The sequence below is a fragment of the Streptomyces sp. NPDC051684 genome (assembly GCF_044453445.1).
In the GTDB taxonomy this organism is placed as follows: Bacteria; Actinomycetota; Actinomycetes; order Streptomycetales; family Streptomycetaceae; genus Streptomyces.
On record NZ_JBITCS010000006.1, the window covers coordinates 295,439 to 321,294 of the forward strand.

Here is a 25,856-nt window from a genome sequence, read left to right on the forward strand (position 1 = left end):
CGCGGTTCACTCGCCGCGCCAGTCACCGCCCCGCCGTGCCCACCGCACGGCGGGCCCCACCCCGAGGCCCGCCACCACGAACAGCACCCCGAGCACGGCCCAGCCCGCCGTGCCGTGCCGGATCGCGGTCACCGTCACGAGGGCGGGCGCGGCCATCGTCGCCGCGGCCTGACCGGAGTTGAACACGCCCTGGTAGACGCCCTGTGCCCGCGCGTCCGCAAGGCCGTACCCGACCGTCCAGCCGCCCGCGGCCTGCAACACCTCGGCGGACACCTGCACCACGGCGCCGAGCACCAGGATCCCCAGCGCCCACAGCGGGGAGAGCCCGGCAGAGAAGGCGAAGAACGCGCAGGACAGGGCGAGGAGCAGCCCCGAGCGCCGCATCGCCCGCACCGCGCCCGGCAGATCCTCCACCCCGCGCGTCGCCCGCACCTGAACCAGCGCCACCAGCACGCAGTTGAGCACCATGACGAGCGCCGCCGTCCACCGCGGCGCCTCCGTATGCTGCGTGATCCACAGCGGCAGACCCACCTCCAACAGGCTGTATTGCAGGGCCAGTACGGCGTTGAGGAAGGTCACCGCCAGGAACGGCAGATCGCGTACGGCCCGCCACCGGCTCTCCGCCGGGGTGTCGTCGACCGGCCGCCGCCCTGCGCCGCCCGGCAGCCGGTGCACGAGCAGCGCGGACCCGACGAACGCCAGCGCGTCGACGAGGATCAAGGCCGTGTAGCCGGCCCGGCTGTCGAGCTGAAGCGCGAGCGCCCCGAACGCGCCGCCCGCGCCCATGCCCACATTGGTGACCATCCGCAGATGCGCCCGGCCCTCGACGCGTTCCCCGGGCGGCAGCACGTCCGCGTACAGCGCGTTGCGCACACCCATGCTGCCCTGGCTCAGCGTCGCGTAGCAGACCGCCGTCACCAGGAACGAGACATAACCGCCGATCAGCGTGTACGCCCCGAGCGCCGCGCCGCACCCGATCCAAAGCCCGGTCAGTACCGGCCGCCGCCCCCACCGGTCCGAGGCCCGCCCGGCCGGCACCCCCGCCGCGAGCCCGAACAGCCCGGCCACCGTGAGGCCCACACCCACCGAGGTGGCGCTCAGCCCCACGAACCGGGTGAAGTACAGGACGCTGACCGGGAAGAACAGCCCGCGCCCGAACGCGTTGAGGAGCGTGAGCAGGGACAGCCGGCGCAGCACCGGCACCGTGGGCAGCAGCCCGGCGAGCCGTGTGGTGGGAGGCGCGGGCCGGGGCGGAGATGTGGTCATGGCGACAGCGAAGCCGGGTACCCGGCCACCGCGACAATCCTTTAGCCTTGCGCTAAATATTTGAGGAGGGGACCGGCGCCGTGATCGAGTTCCGGTTCGTCGTGGGGGACCTCGCCCGGACGTCCTTCGCGTACTCGCCCCTCCAAGAGGCGGTGTACTCGCTGCGCTGCTGGCGCGACCCCGCCCGCTATCCGCACCAGCGGCCGTGGCTGCGCCGCCTGGCCCCGGCCTTCCGGCGCCTCGACACCGAACTGCTCGGCGCCCTCGTCGCCCCTCACCTGTGGCTCCCGGACTATCTGACCCCACGCCCGCGCCGCCCGCGCCCGTCGTTCGAGGGGCAGCTCGCCGAGATCCGCGCGGTGCCGCCCGAGCTCCTCGAACCCGAACTCACCGCCGCCTACGACACCGTGACGGACCGTCTGCCACCGGTGCTGCGTGCGGGGCTCGCCGACCCGGCCGCGTTCCGGCACCGCATCGCCGACGCGCTGGAGGCCTACTGGCACGAGTGCCTCGCCCCGCACTGGTGGCCGCGCGTCCAGTCCGTCCTGGAAGCCGACCTCACCTACCGCGGCAAGGTGCTCGCGGACGCGGGCGTGGGCGGCCTGTTCACCAGCCTCGACCGGCGGCTGTCCTGGGACGGCGACGTGCTGACCCTCGTCCAGCACGACAGCCTCCACCCGTGGCCAGAGGCCGAGATACCGATCGAGGGCCGCGGGCTCGTCCTCGTCCCCACGCTCTTCTGCCACGGCGCCCACACCATGATCGACCCCGGCCTGCCGCCGCTGCTCAGCTATCCGGCCCGGGGCCGCGCCACCATCTCGGAGAGCCCGCCCCCGGCGACCAGCGAGGCACTGACCCGGCTGCTCGGCGCGGCCCGCGCCCGCATCCTGCGCCTGCTGGAGGAACCCGCGTCGACCACGGAGCTCGCCCACCGCCTCGCCGTCACCCCGGGCGCGGTCAGCCAGCACCTGTCGATCCTCTACGACGCCGGTCTGCTGCTGCGCACCCGCAGCGGGCGCAGCGTGCGGTACGCGCGCAGTGAGCTGGGGGAGCGGCTGTGCGGGTGAGCGCCGCTCAGGCGCCGACCGCCAGCAACTCCCGTACGGCAGTCGACTCGTAACGGTCCATCAGGACCCGCGCCACCTCCGGCGCCGCGCCCAGGACGTCCGCGAGGACGTCGGCCTCGGCCGCGCCCGTCGCGATCCGGTCGGGCAGGCGGCCCGGGGCGAGGATGTACGGGGCGACCGCCACGCGTTCGCAGCCGAGGGAGCGCAGCTCGCGCACGGCGTCCTCGGTGCGGGGAAGGGATGCGGAGGCGAACGCAGGCCGCACGGCGCACCAACCGGTGTGCCGCCACTCCCGCGCGATTTCAGCGATCACTGCGATCGCCTCCGGGTCGGAGGAGCCCGCCGAGGCCAGGACGACCCCGGTCGTGGGCTTGTCGACGGGGGTCAACCCCGCCTCGTACAGGCGCCGTTCGAGGGCCGCGACCAGCAGCGGGTCGGGGCCGAGAACCTCCGCCTGGCGGATCCGCAGGCCGTGCGGCGCCTCGCGCAGCACCGCCGGGATGTCCGTCTTCGCGTGGAAGGCGCGGGTGAGCAGGAGGGGCAGCGCGATCACGTCGCGGACCCCGTCCGCCGCGAGCGACGTCAGCACCCCGTGCACCGACGGGACGTTGAATTCCAGGAACGCCGTCTCCACCCGCACACCGGGGTTCTGCGCCCGCACCTCGCCCACCAGGGCGTGCACGGTCGCGGCATGGCGCGGGTCGCGGCTGCCGTGGGCGATGACGAGGAGGACGGGGGAGTGGCTCATCGGTCGGCTCAGCTCTTGACGAGGAGTCCGCGGTCGCGCTGCGCGCGCCGCTCCAACGGGGTGAGGATCAACAGGTCGACGGCGATTCCGACGGTCAGGACGAGCAGGACCGTGAGCACGACCGCCGGTACGGCGGTGGTGGCGTCCGGTGTCGCCGAGGCGATCAGCACGGCCGCCAGCAGCGCGCGCCAGGCGAACGCCCAGCCCTGCTTGACGCCCACCAGGTAGCCGGCCGGCGACGAGCCGAAGCCCTGCGCGATCGGCGGCGCCGCGCCGAGCAGCAGCACCGCGCACATCACCGGAGCGTTCAGGCCCAGCCACAGGATCACGGCCGGCACCCACACCACCGACGGCAGCCACCGCAGAGCCGACAGGACCGGCCCTGCCACCGCGCGCGCGGACGGCACACGGGACATGGCGAGTCCGAGCAGCGTGCCGGCCGCCAGGGCGAGCAGGAAGCCGAGCAGCCCGCACGAGACGCTCGTCCGGATCAGCTCCGGGAGCGCTTCCTGCCAGGCCGCGGCCATCACGCTCGCCCTCATGCCGGTCCGGGACTCAGAAGTCCCAGCCCTCCTCGTCCACCAGCGCCTTGGGGTCCTCCGCCGAGGCGAAGGACTCGCCGGCCATGCCCGCCGCGAGCGTCGTGCCGTCCGACGGGTCGACCAGGAGGAACGAGCCCGTGCGGCGCGAGTCCGCGTAGGAGTCGATGGCGAGCGCCTCGGCGATCCGCACCTTGACCCGGCCGATGTCGTTGGCGACCAGCTGACCCGGCTCCGGGTGCTGGGAGAGGTCGTCGAGCGTGAGCCGCGACGGGATCTCCTTGACGATCGCCTTGACCGTACGGGTGGTGTGCTTCAGCAGCACGCGCTGACCGACGCTGAGCGGGGTGTCCGCCACGTGGCACACCGTCGCCTCGATGTCCTGCGAGGTGGCGGGCGCGTCGTGGCTCGGCACGATCAGGTCGCCGCGCGAGATGTCGATGTCGTCCTCCAGGAGGAGGGTCACCGACTGCGGCGTCCACGCGACGTCGACCGACGTGCCCAGCAGGTCGATCCCGGTGACCTTCGACGTCTTGCCCGAGGGCAGCACGGTCACGGACTCGCCGACACGGAACGTTCCTGCCGCGATCTGCCCCGCGTAGCCCCGGTAGTCCGGGTGCTCGGCGGTCTGCGGACGGATCACGTACTGGACGGGAAGGCGCGCGTGGCACGTGGTGAGGTCGTGACTGACCGGCACCGTTTCCAGGTGCTCCAGGACGGTCGGGCCGCCGTACCAGTCCATGTTGGCGGACGGCTCCACGACGTTGTCGCCCGTGAGCGCGGAGATCGGGATCGCGGTGATCTCCGGGACGCCCAACTGCCCGGCGTACGCGGTGAATTCCTCGGCGATCTTCGCGAAGACGGTCTCCTCGTAGTCGACGAGGTCCATCTTGTTCACGGCGAGGACGACGTGCGGGACGCGAAGCAGCGCGGCGACCGCGGCGTGCCTGCGGGTCTGCTCGATGACGCCGTTGCGGGCGTCGACGAGGACCACGGCGAGGTCGGCGGTGGAGGCGCCGGTCACCATGTTCCGCGTGTACTGCACGTGCCCCGGGGTGTCCGCCAGGATGAAGCGGCGGCGCGGGGTCGCGAAGTAGCGGTACGCGACGTCGATCGTGATGCCCTGCTCGCGCTCGGCACGCAGGCCGTCCGTGAGCAGCGCGAGGTCGGGCTCGGCGGCGCCGCGCGACTTGGAGGCCAGCTCGACGGCCTCCAGCTGGTCGGTGAGGACCGACTTGGAGTCGTGCAGCAGGCGGCCGACGAGCGTGGACTTGCCGTCGTCGACCGAACCGGCCGTGGCGAACCGCAGCAGGGTCGTCGCCGAAAGCCCGGCCAGCTCCTCGGCGGCGGAGGCAGTGGTGCTCATGTCTAGAAGTACCCTTCGCGCTTGCGGTCTTCCATCGCGGCCTCGGACATCTTGTCGTCGGCGCGGGTGGCGCCCCGCTCGGTGAGCCGGGAGACGGCGATCTCGGCGATCACCTTGTCGATCGTGGTGGCGTCCGAGTCGACGGCGCCGGTGCAGGACATGTCGCCGACGGTGCGGTAGCGGACCTGCCGCGTCTCGACCGTCTCGTCGTCCTTCGGGCCGCCCCAGTCGCCCGCGGTCAGCCACATGCCGCTGCGCTTGAAGACCGGGCGCTCGTGCGCGTAGTAGATCTGCGGCAGTTCGATGTTCTCGCGGGCGATGTACTGCCACACGTCCAGTTCGGTCCAGTTGGACAGCGGGAACACGCGGACGTGCTCGCCGGGGGCGTGCCGGCCGTTGTAGAGCTGCCACAGTTCGGGGCGCTGGCGGCGCGGGTCCCACTGGGAGAACTCGTCGCGCAGGGAGAACACGCGCTCCTTGGCGCGGGCCTTCTCCTCGTCGCGGCGCCCGCCGCCGAAGACGGCGTCGAACTTCTCCTGCTGGATCTTCTCGGTCAGCGGCACGGTCTGGAGCGGGTTGCGGGTCCCGTCGGGGCGCTCGCGCAGCTTGCCGGCATCGATGTACTCCTGCACGGAGGCGACGTGCAGGCGCAGGCCGTGCTTCTCCACCGTGCGGTCGCGGTAGTCGAGGACCTCGGGGAAGTTGTGCCCCGTGTCGACGTGCAGCAGGGAGAAGGGGATCGCGGCCGGCGCGAAGGCCTTCAGCGCCAGGTGCAGCATGACGATGGAGTCCTTGCCGCCGGAGAACAGGATCACCGGCCGCTCGAACTCGCCCGCCACCTCGCGGAAGATGTGCACGGCCTCGGACTCCAGCGCGTCCAAGTGGCTGAGCGCGTAGGGGGAATCGGTGTCCTCGGTCACTGTGGCTACGGTCGTCATGCGGCGAGACCCCTCTCGGTGAGCAGCGCACGGAGCGCTGCCGCGGACTCCTGCACGGTCTGGTTCTGCGACTCGATGCGCAGGTCGGGCGATTCGGGCGCCTCGTACGGGTCGTCGACCCCGGTGAGCCCGGACAGCTCACCGGCGGCCTGCTTGGCGTACAGGCCCTTCACATCGCGGTCGGAGCACACCTCCACGGGCGTGGCCACGTGCACCTCCAGGTATCCGGTGCCGCCGGTCTGGTGGCGCTTGCGGACGGCCTCACGGCTGTCCGCGTACGGGGCGATGACCGGGACGAGCGCCAACACGCCGTTGCGGGCCAGGAGTTCGGCGAGGTAGCCGATGCGCTGGACGTTCGTGTGCCGGTCCTCGCGGCTGAAGCCGAGGCCCGCCGAGAGGTACTCGCGGATCTCGTCGCCGTCCAGCACCTCGACCTTGCGGCCCTCGGCGCGCAGCGTGTTCGCCAGCTCGTACGCGATGGTGGTCTTGCCGGCGGACGGCAGACCCGTGAGCCAGATCGTGGCTCCGGTCACTTGGTTCTCCAAAGTCCGTGTTTCGTTCATGGGTTCAGGCCCGGTCAGCCGTGCAGTCCGCACTCGGTCTTGGACCGGCCCGACCACCGTCCGGCGCGCGCGTCCTCGCCCTCCAGCAGGCGGCGGGTGCACGGGGCGCAGCCCACGGAGCCGTAGCCGTCCATCAGGAGCGGGTTGGTGAGGACGCCGTGCTCGGTGATGTAGGCGTCGACGTCGTCCTGGGTCCAGCGAGCGATCGGCGAGACCTTGACCTTCCGCCGCTTCTCGTCCCAGCCGACGACGGGGGTGTTCGCGCGGGTCGGGGACTCGTCGCGGCGCAGTCCCGTGGCCCACGCGGCGTATCCGGCGAGGCCCTCTTCCAGGGGCTTCACCTTGCGCATCGCGCAGCACAGATCGGGATCGCGGTCGTGCAGTTTCGGGCCGAACTCGGCGTCCTGCTCGGCGACGGTCTGCCGGGGCGTGAGTGTGATGACGTTGACGTCCATCACGGCCTCGACGGCGTCCCGGGTGCCGATCGTCTCCTCGAAGTGGTAGCCGGTGTCGAGGAAGACGACGTCGACTCCGGGCATCGCGCGGGAGGCGAGGTGGGCGACGACCGCGTCCTCCATGGACGAGGTCACGCAGAACTTGGCGCCGAAGGTCTCCGTCGCCCACCGGAGGATCTCCAGCGGCGACGCGTCCTCCAGGTCACGCCCGGCCTGTTCGGCGAGCGCCTTCAACTCATCCGTGTCCGTGGGGGCTTGAGCCGTCGTCATATCTGTTCCCCTCCACCGTCGTTGCGCTGAACCCCGCGGGCGAGCAGCCCGCGGAACTTCAACGTGAAGGCCCGGTTGCAGGCCGCGCACTCCCAGGCGCCGTGACCCTCTTCGCCGGGGCGAAGATCCTCGTCACCGCAGTACGGGCAGTGGAACGGCGCGGCACGCTCACTCATGACAGGGCCTCCGCGGATGCGCGGGCCGCCCAGGTCGCGAAGCGCTCGCCGTCCTCGCGCTCGGCCTCGTAGTTCTTGAGGACGCGCTCGATGTAGTCCGGCAGTTCGGCCGACGTGACCTTCAGGCCGCGGACCTTGCGGCCGAACCCGGCCTCCAGGCCGAGCGCGCCGCCGAGGTGCACCTGGTAGCCCTCGACCTGGTTGCCCTCGTCGTCGAGTACGAGCTGCCCCTTGAGACCGATGTCCGCGACCTGGATACGGGCGCAGGCGTTCGGGCAGCCGTTGAGGTTGATGGTCAGCGGCTCGTCGAACTCCGGGAGCCGCTTCTCCAGTTCGTCGATCAGCTGCGAACCGCGCTGCTTCGTCTCGACGATGGCGAGCTTGCAGAACTCGATGCCGGTGCAGGCCATCGTGCCGCGCCGGAACGGCGAGGGCTTGACCTGGAAGTCCAGCGCCTCCAGACCGGCGACGAGCGAGTCGATCTGGTCCTCGGTGACATCGAGGATGATCATCTTCTGCTCGACGGTGGTCCGCAGCCGGTCCGAACCGTGGGCACCGGCCAGTTCGGCGATCTTGGTGAGCGTGGTGCCGTCCACCCGGCCGACGCGCGGCGCGAACCCGACGTAGAAGCGACCGTCCTGTTGCTGGTGGACGCCGATGTGGTCGCGCCACTTCTGCGCGGGCTCCTTGGGCGCGGGGCCGTCGACGAGCCCCCGCTTCAGGTACTCGTTCTCGAGGACCTCGCGGAACTTCTCCGCGCCCCAGTCCGCCATCAGGAACTTCAGGCGGGCGCGGTTGCGCAGGCGGCGGTAGCCGTAGTCGCGGAAGATGCCGACCACACCGGCCCAGACGTCGGCGACCTCGTCCAGCGGCACCCAGGTGCCGAGACGCTGCGCGAGCTTGGGGTTGGTGGACAGGCCGCCGCCGACCCAGAGGTCGAAGCCGGGGCCGTGCTCGGGGTGCTCGACGCCGACGAAGGCCACGTCGTTGATCTCGTGGACCACATCCTGGACAGGGGAGCCCGAGATCGCGGTCTTGAACTTGCGCGGCAGGTTGGAGAACTCCTTGCTGCCGATGTACCGCTCGTGGATCTCGTCCACGGCCGGGGTGCCGTCGATGATCTCGTCGGCGGCGATGCCGGCCACCGGGGAGCCGATGATCACTCGGGGGCAGTCGCCGCAGGCCTCGGTCGTGGACAGGCCCACGGCCTCCAGCTTGTCCCAGATCGCGGGGACGTCCTCGATGCGGATCCAGTGCAGCTGGATGTTCTGCCGGTCGGTGATGTCGGCGGTGCCGCGGGCGTACTGCTCGGAGACCTCGCCGATCGCGCGCAGCTGCGGCACGGTCAGCCGGCCGCCGTCGACGCGCACCCGCAGCATGAAGTACTCGTCGTCCAGCTCCTCCGGCTCCAGGACGGCCGTCTTGCCGCCGTCGATGCCGGGCTTGCGCTGGGTGTACAGACCCCACCAGCGCATACGTCCGCGCAGGTCCTGGGGGTCGATCGAGTCGAAGCCGCGCTTGGAGTAGATCGTCTCAATACGTGTCCGTACATTGAGACCGTCGTCGTCCTTCTTGAACTGCTCGTTGCCGTTGAGCGGAGTGAAGTGGCCCACGGCCCACTGGCCCTCGCCACGGTGACGGCTCACCTTGCGGCGGGGCGTGACGGGGGTAGGCGTATCCGGGGTGGCAGCCATGGATGTGTGTCCTTCAGGCAGGCTTAAGGCGGGTCTGACCAGCGCACTTCGCGGCAAGGGCGCGGCGGTGCGCAGGGAATCAGATGTGACGAGAGATCGGCGGTGCTGGAGAGATCAGCGCGCCGGACAGATGGCGCTGGACATGCGGCCGAAGTCGACGTGGCGTCGACTCACCAAGGCGGTTCCAGCTGTAGACATGACGAAAGCGTGTCACGGGACTTTGGGCCCGGTCCACCATTATCCGCGATGTGGACGAGATCGTCTCGCATCGCGGACAATCGTGGTGTCGGTCACACTGTGGGGAAGGCCCCCGGCCACGGGCCCGCGGTCGGAAGGTCCGGCTCCTCTTCGGTCGCCGTGTGGAACACCTTGAAGCCGCGCCGCTCGTAGTTGGCCATCGCGTGCTCCCCGTCCTTGCTGCACGTGTGCAGCCACACCCGCCGCGTCGGCTCCCGGTCGGGCCAGCGCTCCGCCAGGTCCCACGCGCGCGCGACCGCGTACGACAGCAGGTGCCCGCCGATCCGTCGCCCCCGGAACGCCGGGATCAGGCCGAAGTAGACGACCTCGACCACACCGTCGTCCTGCGCGTCCAGCTCCACGTACCCGGCGGGCGTGCCCTTCTCGTACGCGACCCACGTCTCGGCTCCCGGACGCGACAGCTGCTCCTGCCACCGCGCGTAGGTCCAGCCGAGCCGGTCGAGCCAGCGGATGTCGCCGCCCACGGACGCGTACAGGAAGCGGCTGAACTCCGGGGAGGGAACCTCGGCGCGCGCGACGCGCACGTCGTCGCCCTCCGGCGGGGTCGCGGGGCGCAGGTCGGCGGGCGCGGTCTGCTCCAGCGACCACGTGGTGACGGTGAGGGTGTTGCTGCTGCTCATGCGGCTCATCGGATCACGGCCGACGCGCTATGGCCAAGGGCGTTCAGGATGCGGGAGGATCCCGCAACGCGCGTCCACCACCCCTCGCATCCGTACCAGCCCATCCGGAGGTTGTACCGATGCCGATCCGGTCCAGTCCTCGGGTTCGGCACCTCGTTGGAGCCGGCTCCATCGGGGAGGTGTTCGGCGACTGTCTGGCTGTGGAGGTCGGCACCGCGGCCGACGCCCGGTACGGCCGGCCGCGGAGGACGCACACGGTGGGGCGTCTCAGTCGTCGTGGTCGCGGCCGCGGCTGAGGCGTCCCGGCCACCAGGACTTCGGGCCGATGTCCCGGACCAGCGCGGGGACGAGCAGCGAGCGCACGACCAGCGTGTCGAGCAGCACGCCGAAGGCCACGATGAACGCGATCTGCACCAGGAAGGCGAGCGGGATCACGCCGAGCGCGGCGAACGTGGCGGCGAGCACCACACCGGCCGACGTGATCACACCGCCCGTCGCGACGAGCGCCCGCAGGATCCCTTCCCGGGCCCCGTGCTCCAGGGACTCCTCGCGGGCCCTCGACATCAGGAAGATGTTGTAGTCCACGCCGAGCGCGACCAGGAACACGAACCCGTACAGCGGCACGGACGCGTCGGTGCCGCTGAAGCCGAACACGTGCTCAAAGACGAGCGCCGAGACGCCCAGCGTGGCCACGAAGTTGAGCGCCACCGTCGCCACGAGCAGGAGCGGCATCAGCAGGGACCGCAGCAGTCCGACGAGGATCACCAGGATGATGGCGAGGACCACGGGAACGATCAGCATGCGGTCGCGTTCGGCGGTGTGCTGGGTGTCGTACTGCTGCGCGGTGTAGCCGCCGACGAGCGCGTCCGCGCCGTCCACCGCGTGCAGCGAGGTGCGCAGCCGGGAGACCGTCGCCTTGGCCGCGTCGCTGTCGGCCGGGTCCTTCAGCGTGACGTCCACGCGTACCTTGCCGTCCACGACGCGGGCGGGACCGCCGCCGGGCCGCCCCTGCTCGCTCAGGACCGCCGCGCTCGCGACGCCGTCGACCTTCCCGGCCCGCGAGACGACCTCGTCCCGGTGTCCGGCGTCCGCGATCACCACGGCGGGGTTGCCGGAGCCGCCGGGGAAGTGCTCGGCCAGCGTGGCCTGCGCGGCCACCGAGGGGGCGTCGTTGACGAAGATCTCGTCGAGCGGAACGCCCTTGGAGTCGAGCGCCGGAGCGAAGGCCGCGCACACCAGAAGACCGGCGAGGGCGACCGCCCAGATCTTGCGCGGCGCCCGCTCCACCGCCCGCGCGACGCGCCGCCAGACGCCGTGCCCGGCCCCGGACCCGTCGTCGGCCCGCATCTTCGCGGGCCAGTACGCGGCGCCGCCGAGCAGCACCAGGGCGGCGGGCAGGAACGTGAGCGTGCTCAGGACGGCGCAGCCGATACCGATGGCGCCGACCGGGCCGAGCGCCCGGTTGTTCGTGAGGTCGCTCAGGAGCAGTGCGAGCAGGCCGAGGGCGACGGTCGCGGCACTGGCCACGATCGCCCCCGTCGAGCGGCGCAACGCGGCCCGCATCGCGGTGAACCGGTCGCTGTGGGCGGCGAGTTCCTCGCGGTAGCGGGCGGTGAGCAGCAGCGCGTAGTCGGTCGCGGCGCCGATGACGAGGATCGACAGGATGCCCTGCACCTGTCCGTCGACGCGGACGACGTCGTGGTCGGCGAGGGCGTAGACGACGGCGCAGGCGGCGCCCAGCGCGAACACCGCGCCGAAGATGATCACGAAGGGGAGCAGGATGCTGCGGTAGACCAGGATGAGGATCACCAGGACCGCCAGCAGGGCGACCGAGAGCAGCAGGCCGTCGATCCCGGCGAAGGCGTCGGACAGGTCGGCCTGGCTGGCCGCGGGACCCGCGACGGCGGCCGTGGTGCCCGGCACCTTCGACGCCGCGGACTCGATCCTTTCGAGCGTCGGTGCGAGTTCGTCCCCCAGGTCCGGCCGCAGTTGTACGACCCCCTGGAGGGCCTCGCGGTCCTGCGACGGCAGGGCGGGCGACGCCTGTCCCACAATGCCGGGCTCGCCCTTCAGCGAGCCCAACGCGCGGGTGGCGGCGGTGCGTTGGGCGTCGGTTATGGGGCCCTGCCCGTCGGCGGTCCACACGACCACCGCGGGGAGCGTCTCGTCCTCGCTGAAGGCGCGCTGTGCGTCGATCACGCGCGTGGACTCGGCGCCCTGCGGCAGGAAAGCGGCCTGGTCGTTGGTGGCGACCTCGCCGAGCTTGCCGGCGTACGGACCGAGCGTGCCACCGATGGCGAGCCAGCCGAACAGCAGGACGATCGGCACGAGCCAGCGGGCGCGTCGGTGGGTGCGGGGCATGGTTCTCCCAGGGAGGGCGGACGGAACGGCCGAACAAGCTCAATCACAAAGTATCTCAACGGTTGAGCTAATCGGATGGTGGCATACGCCTGCCCTTCCGCCGCGAGTGGCCCCGCGGATGCGGCGACCGCGCCCCGATCTACGTCCGGGGGCTCTCGACCGCCGAGAGCTCCTCGTTGAGCGAGCCCAGGAACCGCACCACGACATCGAGTTCCGCCGCGCTGAAGTCGCCCCGCACCCGGTCCGTCGCCTCCGCGAGCGGCCCGAAATACTTGCGCGCCCGTGCCTGCGCCCCCGGCACGTACTGGAGGTGCACCACCCGCCGGTCCGTGCTCTCCCGCACCCGCCGCAGATGACCGGCGCGCTCCAGCCGGTCCACGCAGGCGCTCACCGCGCCGGACGTCAGGCCCAGGCGGCGGCGCAGCAGGCTCGGGGTGACGGGCTCGGTGGAGTCGAGGAGGACGGACAGCGCCTGGACGTCCGTGGGGTGCAGCTCCTGGCCCGCGGCGAAGCCGTGCGCCACGCGGGTCAGCTCCCCGTTCAGGCGGCGCAGCTCCACCGCGAGGCGCCGCAGGTCCGGCGACGCGGGCGCGGCCCCTTCGTCGCTCTCCCCGGTCTGTCCACCCACGACCACCACGACTTCTCTTCCACTTGATCCTGTACGAGGGTGCGCCAGCTTACTCGGGCCGCAGGTCGGGGCGGCGAATGACGTCGAGGGGTGCCCGGTGCCACGGGCTCTTGCGGTTCGCCGGGTCGAGCAGGGACTTCACATGCGCCTCGGCCACAGCCTGCGCGGGCAGCAGGGCCTCGGAGTCCGTGCCCCGCACACCCTCCCGCCAGACGCCGAGCCCGAGCAGATAGTGCTCGCCGTACTCCCGCCAGGAGTCGTACGTGCCCGCCACCCGCGGCACCACGTTCTTCAGCAGGTTCCAGGCGTCCGCCTCGGATAGCAGCCCGGCGGCGAAGCCGCACCGCGCCATGTCCGCGTACAGGGCGATGTCCCATGCCAGCGGCTCGACGCCGAGCCGGCCCCGGACCTGCTCCCGGAACCCCGACCCCGCGAGCACCCCGAGCCGCCCGAGCAACGCGTCCCGGTTCCCGGTCTCCCACTGCTCGGCAAGCCGGCGCCGCGCCTTCTCCTCGTCGACGCGCGTGAACGGATGAAGCGTGTCGCGCGACGCGTCCTTCCCCGTCCGCACGGGCGCACTCAACGACACCATCCAGAGCTGGTGCGGCGTGAGGGGCGTCCGGTATATACGCCTTGTCCTCGGCTTGATACGTGTGAAGACCATGGGCGCGGACTGTACCGAAGGCGTGGGCATCCAAGCCCCGCCGGCGATTGAGGCGCGGGGCCCGGGGCAGAGCCCCGCGACGCAAGCCCGCCCCGACCGCGAACAAAGTCACCGCCGCGCCAACCGCACCGCCGGCTCGAACGCGTTCCGGACGGACCCCGTGTTGGCGGCCCCCCGACCGACCAAGTCGAACGCAGTGCCATGCGCCGGCGTGCAGATCGGAATCGGCAGACCGCCCGCGATGGTCACACCGAAGATCGTGTCGGAGGGGAAGGGGCCGCTCAGGTCGAGGCCCGCCTCGCGCAGGCCGTCGATCGCGGGCGTGATGATGTCGAGTTCGTGGCGCCCGAAGTGACCGTTCTCGCCCGCGTGCGGATTGAGCGCGCACACCCCGATGCGCGGTGCCTCGACGCCCGCGCCGCGCAGCACCCGGTCCAGGAGCCGGCCCGCCGCCGTCACCCTCTCGTACGTGATCCCGGCGGCGACGTCCGCGAGGGACACGTGCGAGGTGACGCGCGCGGTCCACAGGCCCGGCACCGCGTTCAGTTCCGAGGTGAAGGAGTCGACGCCCAACTCCGCCTCGAACCAGCGCAGTTCGTCGCTCGCCGTCATCCCGGCCAGATGCAGCGACGACTTGTTGAGCGGGGCGAACAGTATGGCGTCGACCTCGCCCGCCCGTGCCAGGTCGAGGCCGGTCTTGAGGTGGCCGAGCGCCCAGCGCCCGCCCTCCGCCGTCGCCGCCTTGCGCTGGAAGCCGCCTGCCGGGCGCTCGGGTGCGGGGCCGGCGTGCAGCAACCCCCGTGCCCAGCCCAGGTCGAGCCCCGCGTCCTCGCCCGCCGAGCGCAGCTCCTCCTCGTCGGCGAGGAGCACGAGGTCGGCGGACTCGCGGGTCTTCGGGTCGTCCAGGAGCCGGGCCACCAGCTCGGGGCCGATCCCGGCGGGGTCGCCGAACGTCACGGCCACGCGCGGTAGTTCAGGGTCGCGCTTGCTCATGGTGTCTTCTCCGGGGTCTTGGGTGCGGGGGCCTCGGCGGCCTCGGGGACGGTACGGGCGCGGCGCAGCCGTCGCGTCACCGGCGGCCCCGCCACCAGCACCACGGCGAGCAGCAGGATCGACACGGCGGCCGGGCTGTGCAGGATGAGCAGCGAGTCCTCGCCCGACAGCGCCGACGTCTGCACCAGCGCCTTCTCGAACAGCGGGCTCGCCACAGCCGGGATCGAGCCCGTCGCCCCCGAGGTCGGCGAGCACGTCACGAGCCTGGACATGGCGGGCCTCTCCCTCACCCTCACCTTCTTCGAGGAGGACGACGGGCTGGCGGAGTTGTGGCGGGCCCCGGCCCTCGCCCCCGCCTTCCGGCGCGGCCGCCTCGCCCCGCGCCCCGACCGCACCGACGACCTCACCGCGACCGCGAGCCCACCCGAACCGGCCCCCGGCACCCCCGGGTCCCGCCGCGGCGCCGACGCCGCCTGCGCGGCCGCCGACCGGGCGCTCACCGCCGGAGCGGGAGCCGGCACCGTCCTCGTCCGGGCGGGCGAGGACTGGTCCGACGGCGCGGGCGGCACATCGGGCGCACTGTGGGGCGCCGCCCTCACCGCGGCGGGCGCCGTCGCCGGTGACCGGGACACGGTGACGTACGACCAACTCGTGCATGCCGTACGGCAGTCGGTCGAAGCGGTCCAAGCGGTCGTGCGGCTCGGCGGGGCGCGGCCCGGCGACAAGACGCTCGTCGACGCCGCCGCCCCCTTCGCCGAACGCCTCCCGCACGACGGCTGGGCGGCAGCGGCACGGGCCGCGACCCGCGCCGCCGAGGACACCGCCCGCATCCCGGCCCGCCTCGGCCGCGCCCGCACCCACGGCGACCGCACCCTCGGCACTCCCGACCCGGGAGCCGTCTCCTTCGCCCTGATCGTCACGGCACTCACCCCGCAGGAGGACGCATGAACACGTTGCGCGTGGTCGTCGGCTGCGACAGCGCGGGACTCGACTACAAGGAGGCGCTCAAGGCCGACCTCAAGGACAGCGCCGCCGTGTCCGAGGTCATCGACGCCGGCATCACGCCCGGCGGCGAGGACACCGCCTACCCGCACGTCGCGGTCGACGCGGCGCGGCTCGTCGCGGAGGGCCGCGCCGACCGGGCGCTGCTCGTGTGCGGCACCGGACTCGGCGTCGCCATCGCCGCGAACAAGGTCCCCGGCATCCGCGCCGTCACCGCCCACGACTCCTTCTCCGTGGAACGCGCCGTGCTCTCCAACGACGCGCAGGTGCTCTGCCCCGGCCAGCGCGTCATCGGCCTGGAACTCGCCCGCCGCCTGGCCCGCGAATGGCTCACCTACACTTTCGACCCGCACTCCGCCTCGGCCGCGAAGGTCGCCGCCATCACCACGTACGAGCAGGAGGACAGCGCGTGATCCGCTGGATCGGGACCAGCTTCAAGATGACCAAGACCCGTTCCGAGGCCGCGGGTTACGCCGCGCGCGTGCGGGCCGCGGTCGGTGACGGCATCGACGGCGTGCGACCCTTCCTGATCCCCTCCGCCACCGCGGCCTCCGTCGTCGCCGACACCCTCGGCCCCGGCTCGCCCGTGCTGACCGGCGTGCAGAACGCGCACTGGGACGACGAGGGCGCCTGGACCGGGGAGATCTCCGTGCCGCAGGCCGCCGACGCGGGCGCGCGGCTCGTCGAGATCGGCCACTCGGAGCGGCGCGCCCACTTCGCCGAGACCGACGAGACGGTCCGGCTCAAGACGGCGGCCGCGCTGCGCCACGGCCTCACGCCGCTGGTCTGCGTCGGCGAGTCCGCGGCGGCCAGGGACGCGGGGCGCGGTGCCGACGTCGTACGGGCGCAGGCCGAGGCGGCGCTCGAAGGGCAGTCGGACCCGGGGGCGGTGCTGCTCGCGTACGAGCCGGTGTGGGCGATCGGTGCGCAGGGGCGGCCGCCCCGGGCCGAGGAGATCGCGCCTGCCCTCGCGGGGCTGGCGGAACTTCCGGTGCGCGGCGTGCTGTACGGGGGGTCGGTCGACCTCGGGAACGCGCCGTGGTTGCTTGAGCTTCCGGGGGTGCGGGGGTTGTTCGTGGGGCGGGCCGCGTGGGATGTGGATGCGTATCTGAAGATGGTTGCGTTGGCTGCGGGGTAGGTGGGGCCCCGGGTGATGGGTGCGGCACCGGCGTTGCGGACTCGGGGCTCTGCCCCGGACCCCGCGCCTCAATCGCCGGCGGGGCTTGAGTGGTCCGGCACCTCAATCGCCGGCGGGGCTTGAGTGGTCCGGCACCTCAATCGCCGGCGGGGCTTGAGTGGTCCCGCGCCGCCGCCACCGCCGGTGCCACCGAGTGGGGGAGCAGGTCCCGTAGGTCGTCCGGCAGGGCCACCGCCACCTCCGCGTCGTCCGCGAAACGGTAGGGGCGGTGTGCGAGGAGGGCGCCTAGGTAGCGGCGGACGCGGGACATCTCGGCGCGCACCGTCACCGTGCGGGCCCGGTCGCCGAACAGGTCGTCGGCCAGCTCGGAGGCGCTGCGGCCCGCCGGGTGCAGCGCCAGGACGTACAGCAACTCGGCGTGCCGCGGGCTCAGTTCGTGGGTCCAGGTGGCCGCCGCCCCGGACACCTCAAGGGACCAGCGGCGCGGCCTGCTCACGTCGAGCGCTATTCGGGTGGCGTCGAGCGGCGGCGGCTCCTCGTCCACCAGCAGCAGCCAGCCGCCCGGCAGCGGAGTCACGCCGCACGAGCCGAGCGCCGGAACCCAGCAGCAGCCCTCCGCGAGGGACTTGGGCAGCGCCACCCGGTCCACCGGCGGCATCCCGGTGACCGCCGCCGCCCACCCGTACTCGTCGACCGCGAGCGCCCGCCCGCTCATCCGCGCGAGGACCGGCGCGGCGACCGTGCGCAGCCGCTCCAGGCCGCCCCGCAACTGTTCGCGCAGCCGGGCCTCGGCGAGCTGCGCCACCGAGTGCACCCACGACAGCGTCGCCGGATGCATCGTGTCCATCGGCCCGCTGATGTCGACGACCCCGAGGAGCCGCCCGTCGCGCGGGTCCGTCACCGGGGCGCCCGTGCAGATCCACGGGTGCTGCGACTGCACAAAGTGCTCGGCGGAGAACACCTGCTCGGGGCGACGGGTCACCAGCGGCGTGCCGATCCCGTTCGTGCCGACGACGTCTTCCGCCCAGTGCGCACCCAGTTCGAAGCCGAGCCTGTCGGCCATGCGCAGCACTCCGGGGTGCCCCTCGCGCCACAGGATCCGGCCCTCGGCGTCGCTGATCACCATGATGTGCTGCGCCGCGTCGGCCACCGTCACCAGCGCCTCGCGCAGCATCGGCAGCAGCGGCAGGAGCGGGGAGGCCTGCCGCTTCTCCTCCAGCTCCTCCGCGCTGAGCAGACCGGCCCGGACGTCGTGGTCCGGGTCGACGCCGTCCCGCAGCATCCGCTGCCACGAGTCGCCGATCACCGGACGCGGTCGCACCCTCGGCCGCAGTCCCGAGAGCGTGGCCTCGCGCACCCCCTTGAGCAGCCGGGACGAATGGGCCACGTCCATGGCGGACAACCGCGTGAGGTCGATCGTCGAGTCCTTGTTCATGCGGAGGATCCTCGGTTGTGGGGAGTTGTGCCCATCCTGCACCTGAGAGCCCCGGCAAGGGTGGGTCTTCCCGAGGAACGTTGCAACCCCCTGCAACCCTGGTGAACACGCGTGCGGCGTTTGAAACTGAGAGCAACGCCGCTGCGGCGGCGTTCGAGCTCCTCTAGGGGCCTGATGAGCGGGGATGGTGCCGTGTCGGCGCAGCACCATCCCCGCGTCAGTATCCGGGCCGGGTCAGTACCCGGGCCCGGCAGACGTCCGGACGCTCACAATTGCGGACGCGCCCGTTCCGCGAGTGCCGCCAGGTCCAGCGTGTGCGGCAACGTCCCGAACCCCGCGCCCCGGTCGCCCCCGAACCGCGCCGCGCAGAACGCGTCCGACACGTCGTCCGGCCCGTAGCGCGCCAGCAGCGAACCCTGCAGCACCAGCGCGATCCGCTCCACGAGCCGCCGCGCCCGCGCCTCGATGCCGTCCAGGTCGCCGAGTTCGGTCAGCAGGTCCTTCACCGCCGCGTCGAGCCGGAGATCGGCGCCGCGCGCCCTGCCGACCTCGACGAGGAGCGCGTCGAGCGCCCCCGGCTCCCGCTGCAACACCCGCAGGACGTCCAGGGCCTGCACGTTCCCGGCGCCCTCCCAGATCGAGTTCAGCGGCGACTCGCGCAGCAGCCTCGGCATGCCGGACTCCTCCACGTACCCGTTGCCGCCGAGGCATTCGAGGGCCTCCGCCACCAGCGGCGTACAGCGCTTCGTCACCCAGTACTTGGCCGCGGGCACCGCGATCCGCAGGAAGGCCCGCTCCTGCTCGCCGCCGTCCTCGTACGCCGCCGCGAGCCGCAGCGCGAGCGTCGTCGCGGCCTCCGACTCCAGGGCCAGATCCGCCAGTACGTTGCTCATCAGCGGCTGGTCGATCAGCTTCGCGCCGAACGCCTCGCGGTACGCGCAGTGGTGGGTCGCCTGCGCCACCGCCTGCCGCATCAGGGCCGCGGAGCCGAGCACGCAGTCGAGCCGGGTCGCCGCCACCATCTCGATGATGGTGGGCACCCCGCGGCCCTCCTCGCCGACCCGGCGCGCCCACGTCCCGTCGAACTCGACCTCGGCCGACGCGTTCGACCGGTTGCCCAGTTTGTCCTTGAGGCGCTGGAGGGCGAACGGGTTGCGGGTGCCGTCGTCCAGGACGCGCGGCACGAGGAAACACGTGGGTCCCGCGTCCGTCTGCGCGAGGACCAGGAAACCGTCCGACATCGGCGCGCTGCAGAACCACTTGTGGCCCGTGAGCGCGTACGTCCCGGCCTCGGACAGTGCTACGGCCCGTGTCGTATTGGCGCGTACGTCGCTGCCCCCTTGCTTCTCCGTCATCGCCATGCCGAGGAGCGCCCCGGCCTTCCGCGCCGTGGGGCGCATCCCGGAGTCGTAGATCGAGGACGTCAGCAGCGGCTCCCAGACGGCGGCGAGTTCCGGTTCCGCGCGCAGTGCGGGCACCGCCGCGTGCGTCATCGACAGCGGGCACAGGTGTCCCGCCTCCACCTGCGACCACACCAGGAACGCGGCGGCGCGCCGCAGATGGCCGCCCGGCCGCGTCCACGCCGAGGTGAGGCCCGACGACACGCCCTTGCCGAGCAGCCGGTGCCACGCCGGATGGAACTCCACCTCGTCGATCCGGTGGCCGTAGCGGTCGTGGGTGCGAAGCCGCGGCGGGTTCTCGTTCGCGAGCCGGCCCCACTCCTGGGCCTGCGCGGAGCCCGCGGTGCGACCGAGAAGTGTGAGGTCCGCGAGGGTCTCGTCCAGAAGTGCCGGGTCCAGGTGCCGCTTCAGACCCTGCGTCAGGGCCCGGTCGGCGGAGAAGACGTCGTATCCGTCGAGCGGAGGGACCTGGTTGGTGACGGTATGCGTGCTGCCTGCCATGTCTGTCGAACCTACCCGCGCCACCGCAAACCCCACCACAGGCCGGGCCTGACGTCGGACGCCGTCCCTCGCGACGGATACCGTTGAGGCGTGCAGCCAGCAAGTGAATCCCCCGAACCGCCGTCCGGACGTCTTCACCGGGCGCGTGTCCTCTATCACAACGTCTCGAAACGGAAGACGGCCTGGCTGCTCCTGAAGGACACCGTCAACTCGTGCATGGAGTACCGCATCCTGGGCCTCGCGGCCGAGGCGGCGTTCTTCACGCTCCTGTCGGTCCCGCCGCTGCTGCTGTCCCTGGTGGGGCTGCTCGCCTACGTCGACACCTGGACCGGCGCCGACACCATCGCGGGCGTCCGCGACAACATCCTGGAGGCCTCCCGCACGGTCCTGACCGACCAGGGCGTCAAGGAGATCGCAGAACCGATCCTGGACGACGTCATCAAGGGCGGCAGGCCCGATGTCATCTCCATCGGCTTCCTGCTCTCGCTGTGGTCGGGCTCGCGCGCGGTGTCGACGTTCGTGGACACGGTGACCGTGATGTACGGACTCGACGGTGTGCGCGGCATCGTGAAGACGCGGCTGCTCGCCTTCCTGCTCTTCCTGGTGGGGCTCGTCGTCGGCGCGATCGCGCTGCCGCTGATGATCGCGGGCCCCGACGCGGTGATCGGCCTCGTGCCCTGGTCCCAGTCCCTCGTGCAGATCTTCTACTGGCCCGTGGTCCTCGTACTGTCGATCGCGTTCCTCACGACGCTGTACCACGTGTCCGTGCCGGTGCGTTCGCCGTGGATCGAGGACGTGCCGGGCGCCCTCGTGTCGCTCGCGATGTGGATCCCCGGCAGCTTCCTGCTGCGCCTCTACCTCACCAACACCATCGAGGGCCCGACCATCTACGGCTCGCTGGCCGCACCGGTCGCCGTGCTGCTGTGGATCGGTGTCTCGGCGTTCGCGGTGCTCGTCGGCGCCGCGGTGAACGCGGCGATCGACCGGGTGTGGCCGTCGGTCGCGACGGCGGCGGCGCGCGCCGCGAACGAACGCCTGCGCACGGCGGCCGCCGCCGAGCAGGTGGCGCGGGCGGCCGCCCTCGACCTGCCGGACGACGACGAGGACCTGGAGGACGGCGACGACCCGGGCATGCCGTCCGAGTTCCCGGAGCGCTGGTCGAAGTTCCTGCCCCCGGAGGACGTCACGTCGCGGCTGCGCACGCATGTCCGCAAGAACGGTGACGGTCCGGGGGACGAAGAGGAGGACTGACCGCCTCCGGGGCGGCCGGCTACTTCCAGGCGCCGGCCGCGGCCTCCCGCTCCGCGAACTCCGCGAACGCGCGCGGCGCGCGCCCGAGCACCCGCTCCACGTCGCCGGTGACCGAGGCGTTCCGCCCGTCGAGCAGCGTCGTGAACAGCTCCACCAGGAACGCCACTTCCTCCTCCGGCACTCCGAGCCCGCCCAGCGCGGCCCCGTACTCCCGCACCGGGACCGGGACATAACGCTTCCCGGTCCCGGTGGCCGCCGCGACGGCCGCGACGCCCTCGCCCCACGTGAGCAGCGCGGGCCCGGTCAGTTCCAGGACCTCGCCCGCGTACCGCCCCGACGGCTCGCGCAGCGCCGCCACCGCGACCTCCGCGATGTCCGTCGCGTCGATGAACGGCTCGCGCAGCGCCTCCGGTGCCGCGAACGCCAGTTCCCCGCCGCGCACCTGGTCCGCCAGCGGGCCCTCGCTGAAGTTCTGCTGGAACCACGCGCACCGCAGCACGGTCCACTCGGCCCCCGACTCCCGCAGCGCCGCCTCGGCGGGCAGCGCCTGGTCCTCGCCGCGCGCCGACAGCAGCACGAGCCGCTCCACCCCGAGTTCCACCGCCCGCCGCGCCAGCGCACCCACCAGGTCCGCGGCGTCCGGCGCCCCGATGTCCGTGGGGAACGCCAGATACGCCCCGTCGGCGCCGCGCAGCGCCGCGTCCCAGGTCCCGGGCTGCTCCCAGTCGAACCGCACCGCGGCCGACCGGGAGGCCGCCCGCACGCTCAGCCCGGCCGCGCGTGCCGCGTCGGCGACCCGGCGCCCCGTACGACCGGTCGCCCCGGTCACCAGTACCGTCCGTGTGTTCCGCTCCGTCTGTGTCATGCCTCCACTCAACCGCCGCGCGCCTCCCCCCGACATCGCCGAGCCGCTCACCGCCATACGCGTCCGTCCAGCTGCCTCTACGCTGCCCCCATGGACGTACTCGCAGGGCTCCTGGAAGGGCCGAGGGCACGCGGGGCCTTCATGATCCGGGCCGGTTTCGAGCCGCCGTGGGCCGTGCGGATCGCCGACGGGGCGCCGCTCTCCGTGATGATCATGGTCGAGGGCGAGGCGTGGATCCTGCCGGACGGCGACGACGGCAAGCCCCGGCACATCCGCCCCGGCGACATCGCCATCGCCCGCGGCCCGGACCCGTACGTCTGCGGCGACGACCCGGCCACCGAACCCCGCGCCGAGATCGGCCCCGGCCAGGTGTGCCGTCCGCTGGGCCCCGCGCACATCGGGCGCTACAAGGAGTTCGGCGTACGGGAGTGGGGCGAGGGCCCCGACGCCCCGGCGAAGATGCTCATCGGCACGTACCAGCTGCGCGGCGAGCTGACCGCGCGCCTGCTCGACGCGCTGCCCCCGCTGCTCGTGCTGCCCACCGAGGTGTGGCAGTGCCCGTTCACGCCGCTGCTCGCGGAGGAGATCGTGCGCGACGAGCCCGGCCAGGACGTCGTCCTCGACCGCCTCCTCGACCTGCTGCTCATCGCCTCCCTGCGTGCCTGGTTCTCCCGCCCCGAGGCCGACGCGCCCGCCTGGTACCGGGCGATGGGCGACCCGGTCGTGGGCCGCGCGCTGCGCCTCGTCCAGGACGATCCCGCCCACCCCTGGACGGTCGTCGAGCTCGCCGAGCGCTCCGGTGTCTCGCGGGCCGCGCTCGCCCGCCGCTTCACGGAACTCGTGGGCGAGCCCCCGATGACGTATCTGACCGGCTGGCGCCTCGCGCTGGCCGCGGACCTGTTGCGGGAAGGCGAGGCGACCGTCGCGGCGATCGCCCGGCGCGTCGGGTACGGCAGCGCGTTCGCCCTGTCCACCGCGTTCAAGCGGGAGTACGGGGTGAGCCCGCAGGAGTACCGGACATGACCGGGAGCTACGCGGAGCGGGCGGCCGCGCGGGTGCCCGGGGCGACCGTGTGGACCCGGACGGTGGCGCGCGACGGGGGAGCGGCGTCCCCGGTCCTGCCCGACGGCTGCATGGACCTGATCTGGAACGAGGGCCGGCTCTTCGTCGCGGGACCCGACACCCGCGCCCACCCCACGGGCCCCGGCGAAGGGCGCCGCTACGCGGGCATCCGCTTCGCCCCCGGCACCGCGCCCGGCTACCTCGGTGTACCGGCGCACGAACTGCGGGACACCCGCGCCGAGTTGGCGCACCTGTGGCGCGGCGCCGAGGCCCGGCGGCTGACCGAGCGCCTGGACGCGGCCGCCGACCCGGCGGCCGAACTGGAGGCCCTGGCGGCCCGGCTCGCCGCCGCCGCGGGCCCGCCCGACCCGCTGCTCACCCACGTGGCGCGGGCGCTCGGCGCGGGCCGCGGCGTCACCGAGGTCGCCGAAGAGACGGGCCTCGGCGCCCGCACCCTGCACCGCCGCTCGCTGGCCGCGTTCGGCTACGGCCCCAAGACCCTCGCCCGCGTCCTGCGGCTGCAACGGGCCCTGGCGCTGGCCCGCGCCGACGTCCCGTTCGCCGATTCGGCGGCCCGCGCGGGGTACGCGGACCAGGCCCATCTTGCCCGCGACGTACGGGACTTGACGGGAACGACGCTCGGGCGGCTGCTGCTCAGCTGAGCGGCGCGAACAGGTCCACCTGATTGCCGTCCGGGTCGAGCACGACGGCGTACCGCTGCCCCCACGGCGCGTCCCACGGCTTGGCCTCGCCGTGGGCCCCCGCCCCGGTCAGCTCCTCGTACGCGGCGTCGACGCCCGCGGCGTCCCCGCAGTGGAACGCGAGCGCGACACGGCCCCGGCCGTGCTCCCCGGCGCCGGGTACCGGGTCGAACATCAGCCGGATGCCACCCGCCAACTCCGCCTCCACGTGCGGGAGTTGTTCGGCCCCCTCGGGGAACGTGAGGCCGAGGCGGCGGTAGAAGGCCAGTGAGGCGGACAGGTCGGTGGTGGCGACGCCGATGGCGTCCATGCGGATTCGGGTCTCGTTCATGCGGTCCACCGTAGGAAGCGCGACCGTGACCCGTCTTGTACGAAACGGACACCGCGCGTCTCCTTGTGCACGCCCTGAAACCGCCGTACACGAGGCATATGGCATATAACGAGACTCTCGTAGCGACCGCGCGGCCCGCGAGCCCGGTCACCCTGGAAGCCGATTACGACCCCGCCGTCTCCCGGTGGCTCTGGCTGGTGAAGTGGCTGCTCGCGCTGCCGCACTACCTCGTCCTGGCGTTCCTCTTCGTGGGCTCCGCCCTCGTCACCCTTGTCGCCCTGTTCGCGATCCTGTTCACGACCCGCTACCCGCGTCTCCTCTTCGACTTCAACGTCGGCGTGATGCGCTGGGCCTGGCGCGTCGGCTACTACTCGTACGGAGCCCTCGGCACCGACCGCTACCCGCCGTTCACGCTCGGCCCGGCCCCCGACTACCCGGCCCGCCTCGACGTCGCCTACCCCGAGCGCCTCTCGCGCGGCCTGGTCCTGGTGAAGTGGTGGCTGCTCGTGCTGCCCCAGTGGCTGATCGTGTCGCTGCTCGTGGGCGGCTCCAGCTCGGCCGGCGGCGTCGCGGGTCTGCTCACGTTCTACGCGGCCGTCGCGGTCCTGTTCACCGGTACGTACCCGCGCGGCATGTACGACCTCAACATCGGCCTGCACCGCTGGGCGGCGCGCGTGGCGGCGTACGGGGGACTGATGACGGACACGTACCCGCCGTTCCGCCTCGACCAGGGCGAGCGCGAGCCGCTCTAGCTCCCCTAGCCTCCGGGCATGCCTGTCACGACACTCGTCCACACCCGCACCGCCGACTACCGCCACGACTCCATCCCGGGGGCGGTCGGGGCGCTGCGGGCGCTCGGCTTCGACGTGCGCCGCACCGAGGACCCGGCCGAGTTCGAGCGGGCCCTCGACGCCCGCCCGGAGGTCGTCGTCTTCCTCTCCACCAGCGGCGACGTCCTCACCCCCGCCGGGCGCGAGCGGCTCGCGGCGTACGTCGACGTGGGCGGCGGCTTCGTCGGCGTGCACGCGGCGGCCTGCACGGAGTACGGCTGGCCGTACTACGGGGGCCTTCTCGCGGCACGCTTCGACCGCCACCCCGCGTACCAGCCCGGCCGCGTCCGGGTCACCGATCACGACCACCCGGCCACCCAACACCTGCCGCACCGCTGGGAGTTCACCGACGAGTGGTACGACTTCCGCTCCGACCCGCGCGAGGATCCGACGGTGCGGGTCCTCGCGTACGCCGACGAGTCCTCGTACGAGGGGGCGACGATGGGCGGCGACCACCCGCTGGTGTGGTGCAGGGACCCGGCGCCGCCAGGTCCGGGCCGCATGTTCTACACGGCGCTGGGCCACGCCACCGAGGCCTACTCGGACCCGGCGTTCCGCGCACACCTGGCGGGAGCGATCCACTGGGCGGCGCGACGTACCTAGGGCCTGTCGTTTGGATCAGGCCGGGCTCGCGGGGCCTGATCCAAACGACAAGCCCTAGCCCCGGTGCGAACCCCCCAAAGCGGCCCCGGGGTGGCGGCCGCCGGCCGCGCGGGGCCCGCACACCCCCCGGG

The 25,856-nt window shown here is 72.7% G+C and carries 28 protein-coding genes; 9 read left to right on the plus strand and 19 right to left on the minus strand.

The genetic code is table 11. The features are described from left to right. Positions 1-6 precede the first annotated feature (6 nt). A complete protein-coding gene (locus ACIA8D_RS10375) occupies positions 7-1,266 on the minus strand; it encodes an MFS transporter (RefSeq protein ID WP_399230604.1) in 1,260 nt (419 codons plus the stop codon). 80 nt (positions 1,267-1,346) lie between these two features. Between ACIA8D_RS10375 and ACIA8D_RS10380 the strand changes: the two genes are divergently transcribed. After that, a complete protein-coding gene (locus ACIA8D_RS10380) occupies positions 1,347-2,333 on the plus strand; it encodes a DUF5937 family protein (RefSeq protein ID WP_399230606.1) in 987 nt (328 codons plus the stop codon). A 7-nt stretch (positions 2,334-2,340) separates the two neighbouring features. On the opposite strand, the gene ACIA8D_RS10385 is transcribed toward ACIA8D_RS10380, so the two are convergent. The 14 genes from ACIA8D_RS10385 to ACIA8D_RS10450 all read right to left on the minus strand — a co-directional run bounded on the left by ACIA8D_RS10385 (position 2,341) and on the right by ACIA8D_RS10450 (position 14,878). Further along, positions 2,341-3,081 (minus strand): sirohydrochlorin chelatase, encoded by a 741-nt coding sequence (locus ACIA8D_RS10385; protein ID WP_399230608.1) that lies wholly within the window; start codon positions 3,079-3,081, stop codon positions 2,341-2,343. 8 nt (positions 3,082-3,089) lie between these two features. Beyond that, entirely contained in the window at positions 3,090-3,623 is a 534-nt protein-coding gene (locus ACIA8D_RS10390) for a hypothetical protein (RefSeq protein WP_399230609.1), read from the minus strand. A 13-nt stretch (positions 3,624-3,636) separates the two neighbouring features. Continuing rightward, positions 3,637-4,986, minus strand: a complete 1,350-nt coding sequence (locus ACIA8D_RS10395; RefSeq protein WP_399230611.1) for a sulfate adenylyltransferase subunit 1 — start codon at positions 4,984-4,986, stop codon at positions 3,637-3,639. A 2-nt stretch (positions 4,987-4,988) separates the two neighbouring features. Beyond that, a complete protein-coding gene (gene cysD, locus ACIA8D_RS10400; RefSeq protein ID WP_399230613.1) occupies positions 4,989-5,924 on the minus strand; it encodes a sulfate adenylyltransferase subunit CysD in 936 nt (311 codons plus the stop codon). Next, positions 5,921-6,487: an adenylyl-sulfate kinase gene (gene cysC / locus ACIA8D_RS10405; protein ID WP_399230615.1), complete on the minus strand. Its 567-nt coding sequence runs from the start codon at positions 6,485-6,487 to the stop codon at positions 5,921-5,923. The genes cysD and cysC overlap by 4 nt, the downstream gene beginning before the upstream one ends. A 14-nt stretch (positions 6,488-6,501) precedes the next feature. Continuing rightward, entirely contained in the window at positions 6,502-7,212 is a 711-nt protein-coding gene (locus tag ACIA8D_RS10410; protein ID WP_399230617.1) for a phosphoadenylyl-sulfate reductase, read from the minus strand. Beyond that, the gene (locus tag ACIA8D_RS10415; protein WP_399230619.1) at positions 7,209-7,388 is read right to left on the minus strand and encodes a hypothetical protein; all 180 of its coding nucleotides are present in this window, start codon (positions 7,386-7,388) and stop codon (positions 7,209-7,211) included. Before ACIA8D_RS10415 ends, ACIA8D_RS10410 begins: the two co-directional genes overlap by 4 nt. Continuing rightward, positions 7,385-9,082, minus strand: coding sequence for a nitrite/sulfite reductase (locus ACIA8D_RS10420; RefSeq protein WP_399230620.1), 1,698 nt, complete (start codon positions 9,080-9,082; stop codon positions 7,385-7,387). Before ACIA8D_RS10420 ends, ACIA8D_RS10415 begins: the two co-directional genes overlap by 4 nt. A gap of 290 nt (positions 9,083-9,372) precedes the next feature. Beyond that, positions 9,373-9,960: a GNAT family N-acetyltransferase gene (locus ACIA8D_RS10425; protein WP_399230622.1), complete on the minus strand. Its 588-nt coding sequence runs from the start codon at positions 9,958-9,960 to the stop codon at positions 9,373-9,375. A 267-nt stretch (positions 9,961-10,227) separates the two neighbouring features. Then, positions 10,228-12,321: an MMPL family transporter gene (locus tag ACIA8D_RS10430; RefSeq protein ID WP_399230623.1), complete on the minus strand. Its 2,094-nt coding sequence runs from the start codon at positions 12,319-12,321 to the stop codon at positions 10,228-10,230. Between the two features lie 139 nt (positions 12,322-12,460). Beyond that, positions 12,461-12,949: a MarR family winged helix-turn-helix transcriptional regulator gene (locus ACIA8D_RS10435; protein ID WP_399230625.1), complete on the minus strand. Its 489-nt coding sequence runs from the start codon at positions 12,947-12,949 to the stop codon at positions 12,461-12,463. Between the two features lie 49 nt (positions 12,950-12,998). After that, positions 12,999-13,520, minus strand: coding sequence for a DUF1266 domain-containing protein (locus ACIA8D_RS10440; protein ID WP_399230627.1), 522 nt, complete (start codon positions 13,518-13,520; stop codon positions 12,999-13,001). 201 nt (positions 13,521-13,721) lie between these two features. Further along, positions 13,722-14,606 carry a 4-hydroxythreonine-4-phosphate dehydrogenase PdxA gene (locus tag ACIA8D_RS10445; protein ID WP_399230629.1) on the minus strand — a complete coding sequence of 295 codons (885 nt, stop codon included), beginning with the start codon at positions 14,604-14,606 and terminating at the stop codon, positions 13,722-13,724. Beyond that, positions 14,603-14,878, minus strand: coding sequence for a hypothetical protein (locus ACIA8D_RS10450; RefSeq protein ID WP_399230630.1), 276 nt, complete (start codon positions 14,876-14,878; stop codon positions 14,603-14,605). The genes ACIA8D_RS10445 and ACIA8D_RS10450 overlap by 4 nt, the downstream gene beginning before the upstream one ends. Between ACIA8D_RS10450 and ACIA8D_RS10455 the strand changes: the two genes are divergently transcribed. The 3 genes from ACIA8D_RS10455 to ACIA8D_RS10465 are packed head-to-tail and all read left to right on the plus strand — an operon-like array spanning position 14,877 to position 16,746. Further along, positions 14,877-15,554, plus strand: coding sequence for a DAK2 domain-containing protein (locus tag ACIA8D_RS10455; protein WP_399230631.1), 678 nt, complete (start codon positions 14,877-14,879; stop codon positions 15,552-15,554). The two genes, ACIA8D_RS10450 and ACIA8D_RS10455, sit on opposite strands and share 2 nt — an antisense overlap. After that, positions 15,551-16,021: a ribose-5-phosphate isomerase gene (locus ACIA8D_RS10460; protein ID WP_399230632.1), complete on the plus strand. Its 471-nt coding sequence runs from the start codon at positions 15,551-15,553 to the stop codon at positions 16,019-16,021. Before ACIA8D_RS10455 ends, ACIA8D_RS10460 begins: the two co-directional genes overlap by 4 nt. Further along, a complete protein-coding gene (locus tag ACIA8D_RS10465; RefSeq protein WP_399230634.1) occupies positions 16,018-16,746 on the plus strand; it encodes a triose-phosphate isomerase in 729 nt (242 codons plus the stop codon). Before ACIA8D_RS10460 ends, ACIA8D_RS10465 begins: the two co-directional genes overlap by 4 nt. Before the next feature lie 136 nt (positions 16,747-16,882). Here the strand turns inward: ACIA8D_RS10465 and ACIA8D_RS10470 are convergent, their stop codons facing one another. Continuing rightward, positions 16,883-18,181, minus strand: a complete 1,299-nt coding sequence (locus tag ACIA8D_RS10470) for a GAF domain-containing protein (protein WP_399230636.1) — start codon at positions 18,179-18,181, stop codon at positions 16,883-16,885. 266 nt (positions 18,182-18,447) lie between these two features. Next, the gene (locus tag ACIA8D_RS10475; protein ID WP_399230638.1) at positions 18,448-20,082 is read right to left on the minus strand and encodes an acyl-CoA dehydrogenase family protein; all 1,635 of its coding nucleotides are present in this window, start codon (positions 20,080-20,082) and stop codon (positions 18,448-18,450) included. Between the two features lie 90 nt (positions 20,083-20,172). Between ACIA8D_RS10475 and ACIA8D_RS10480 the strand changes: the two genes are divergently transcribed. Then, positions 20,173-21,333 carry a YihY/virulence factor BrkB family protein gene (locus ACIA8D_RS10480; protein ID WP_399230640.1) on the plus strand — a complete coding sequence of 387 codons (1,161 nt, stop codon included), beginning with the start codon at positions 20,173-20,175 and terminating at the stop codon, positions 21,331-21,333. A gap of 19 nt (positions 21,334-21,352) precedes the next feature. On the opposite strand, the gene ACIA8D_RS10485 is transcribed toward ACIA8D_RS10480, so the two are convergent. Further along, positions 21,353-22,198: an NAD(P)H-binding protein gene (locus tag ACIA8D_RS10485; RefSeq protein WP_399230642.1), complete on the minus strand. Its 846-nt coding sequence runs from the start codon at positions 22,196-22,198 to the stop codon at positions 21,353-21,355. 90 nt (positions 22,199-22,288) lie between these two features. Between ACIA8D_RS10485 and ACIA8D_RS10490 the strand changes: the two genes are divergently transcribed. Beyond that, complete coding sequence (locus ACIA8D_RS10490; RefSeq protein ID WP_399230643.1) at positions 22,289-23,221, plus strand: AraC family transcriptional regulator; 933 nt, start codon at positions 22,289-22,291, stop codon at positions 23,219-23,221. After that, positions 23,218-23,922: a helix-turn-helix domain-containing protein gene (locus ACIA8D_RS10495; protein ID WP_399230645.1), complete on the plus strand. Its 705-nt coding sequence runs from the start codon at positions 23,218-23,220 to the stop codon at positions 23,920-23,922. Before ACIA8D_RS10490 ends, ACIA8D_RS10495 begins: the two co-directional genes overlap by 4 nt. Here the strand turns inward: ACIA8D_RS10495 and ACIA8D_RS10500 are convergent. Further along, a complete protein-coding gene (locus tag ACIA8D_RS10500; RefSeq protein WP_399230648.1) occupies positions 23,915-24,292 on the minus strand; it encodes a VOC family protein in 378 nt (125 codons plus the stop codon). The two genes, ACIA8D_RS10495 and ACIA8D_RS10500, sit on opposite strands and share 8 nt — an antisense overlap. A gap of 98 nt (positions 24,293-24,390) precedes the next feature. Between ACIA8D_RS10500 and ACIA8D_RS10505 the strand changes: the two genes are divergently transcribed. Beyond that, on the plus strand, positions 24,391-25,044 hold the full coding sequence (locus tag ACIA8D_RS10505) for a DUF4389 domain-containing protein (RefSeq protein WP_399230650.1): 654 nt from the start codon (positions 24,391-24,393) through the stop codon (positions 25,042-25,044). Positions 25,045-25,062: 18 nt separating this feature from the next. Further along, positions 25,063-25,725 (plus strand): ThuA domain-containing protein, encoded by a 663-nt coding sequence (locus tag ACIA8D_RS10510; RefSeq protein WP_399230652.1) that lies wholly within the window; start codon positions 25,063-25,065, stop codon positions 25,723-25,725. Positions 25,726-25,856: the final 131 nt, after the last annotated feature.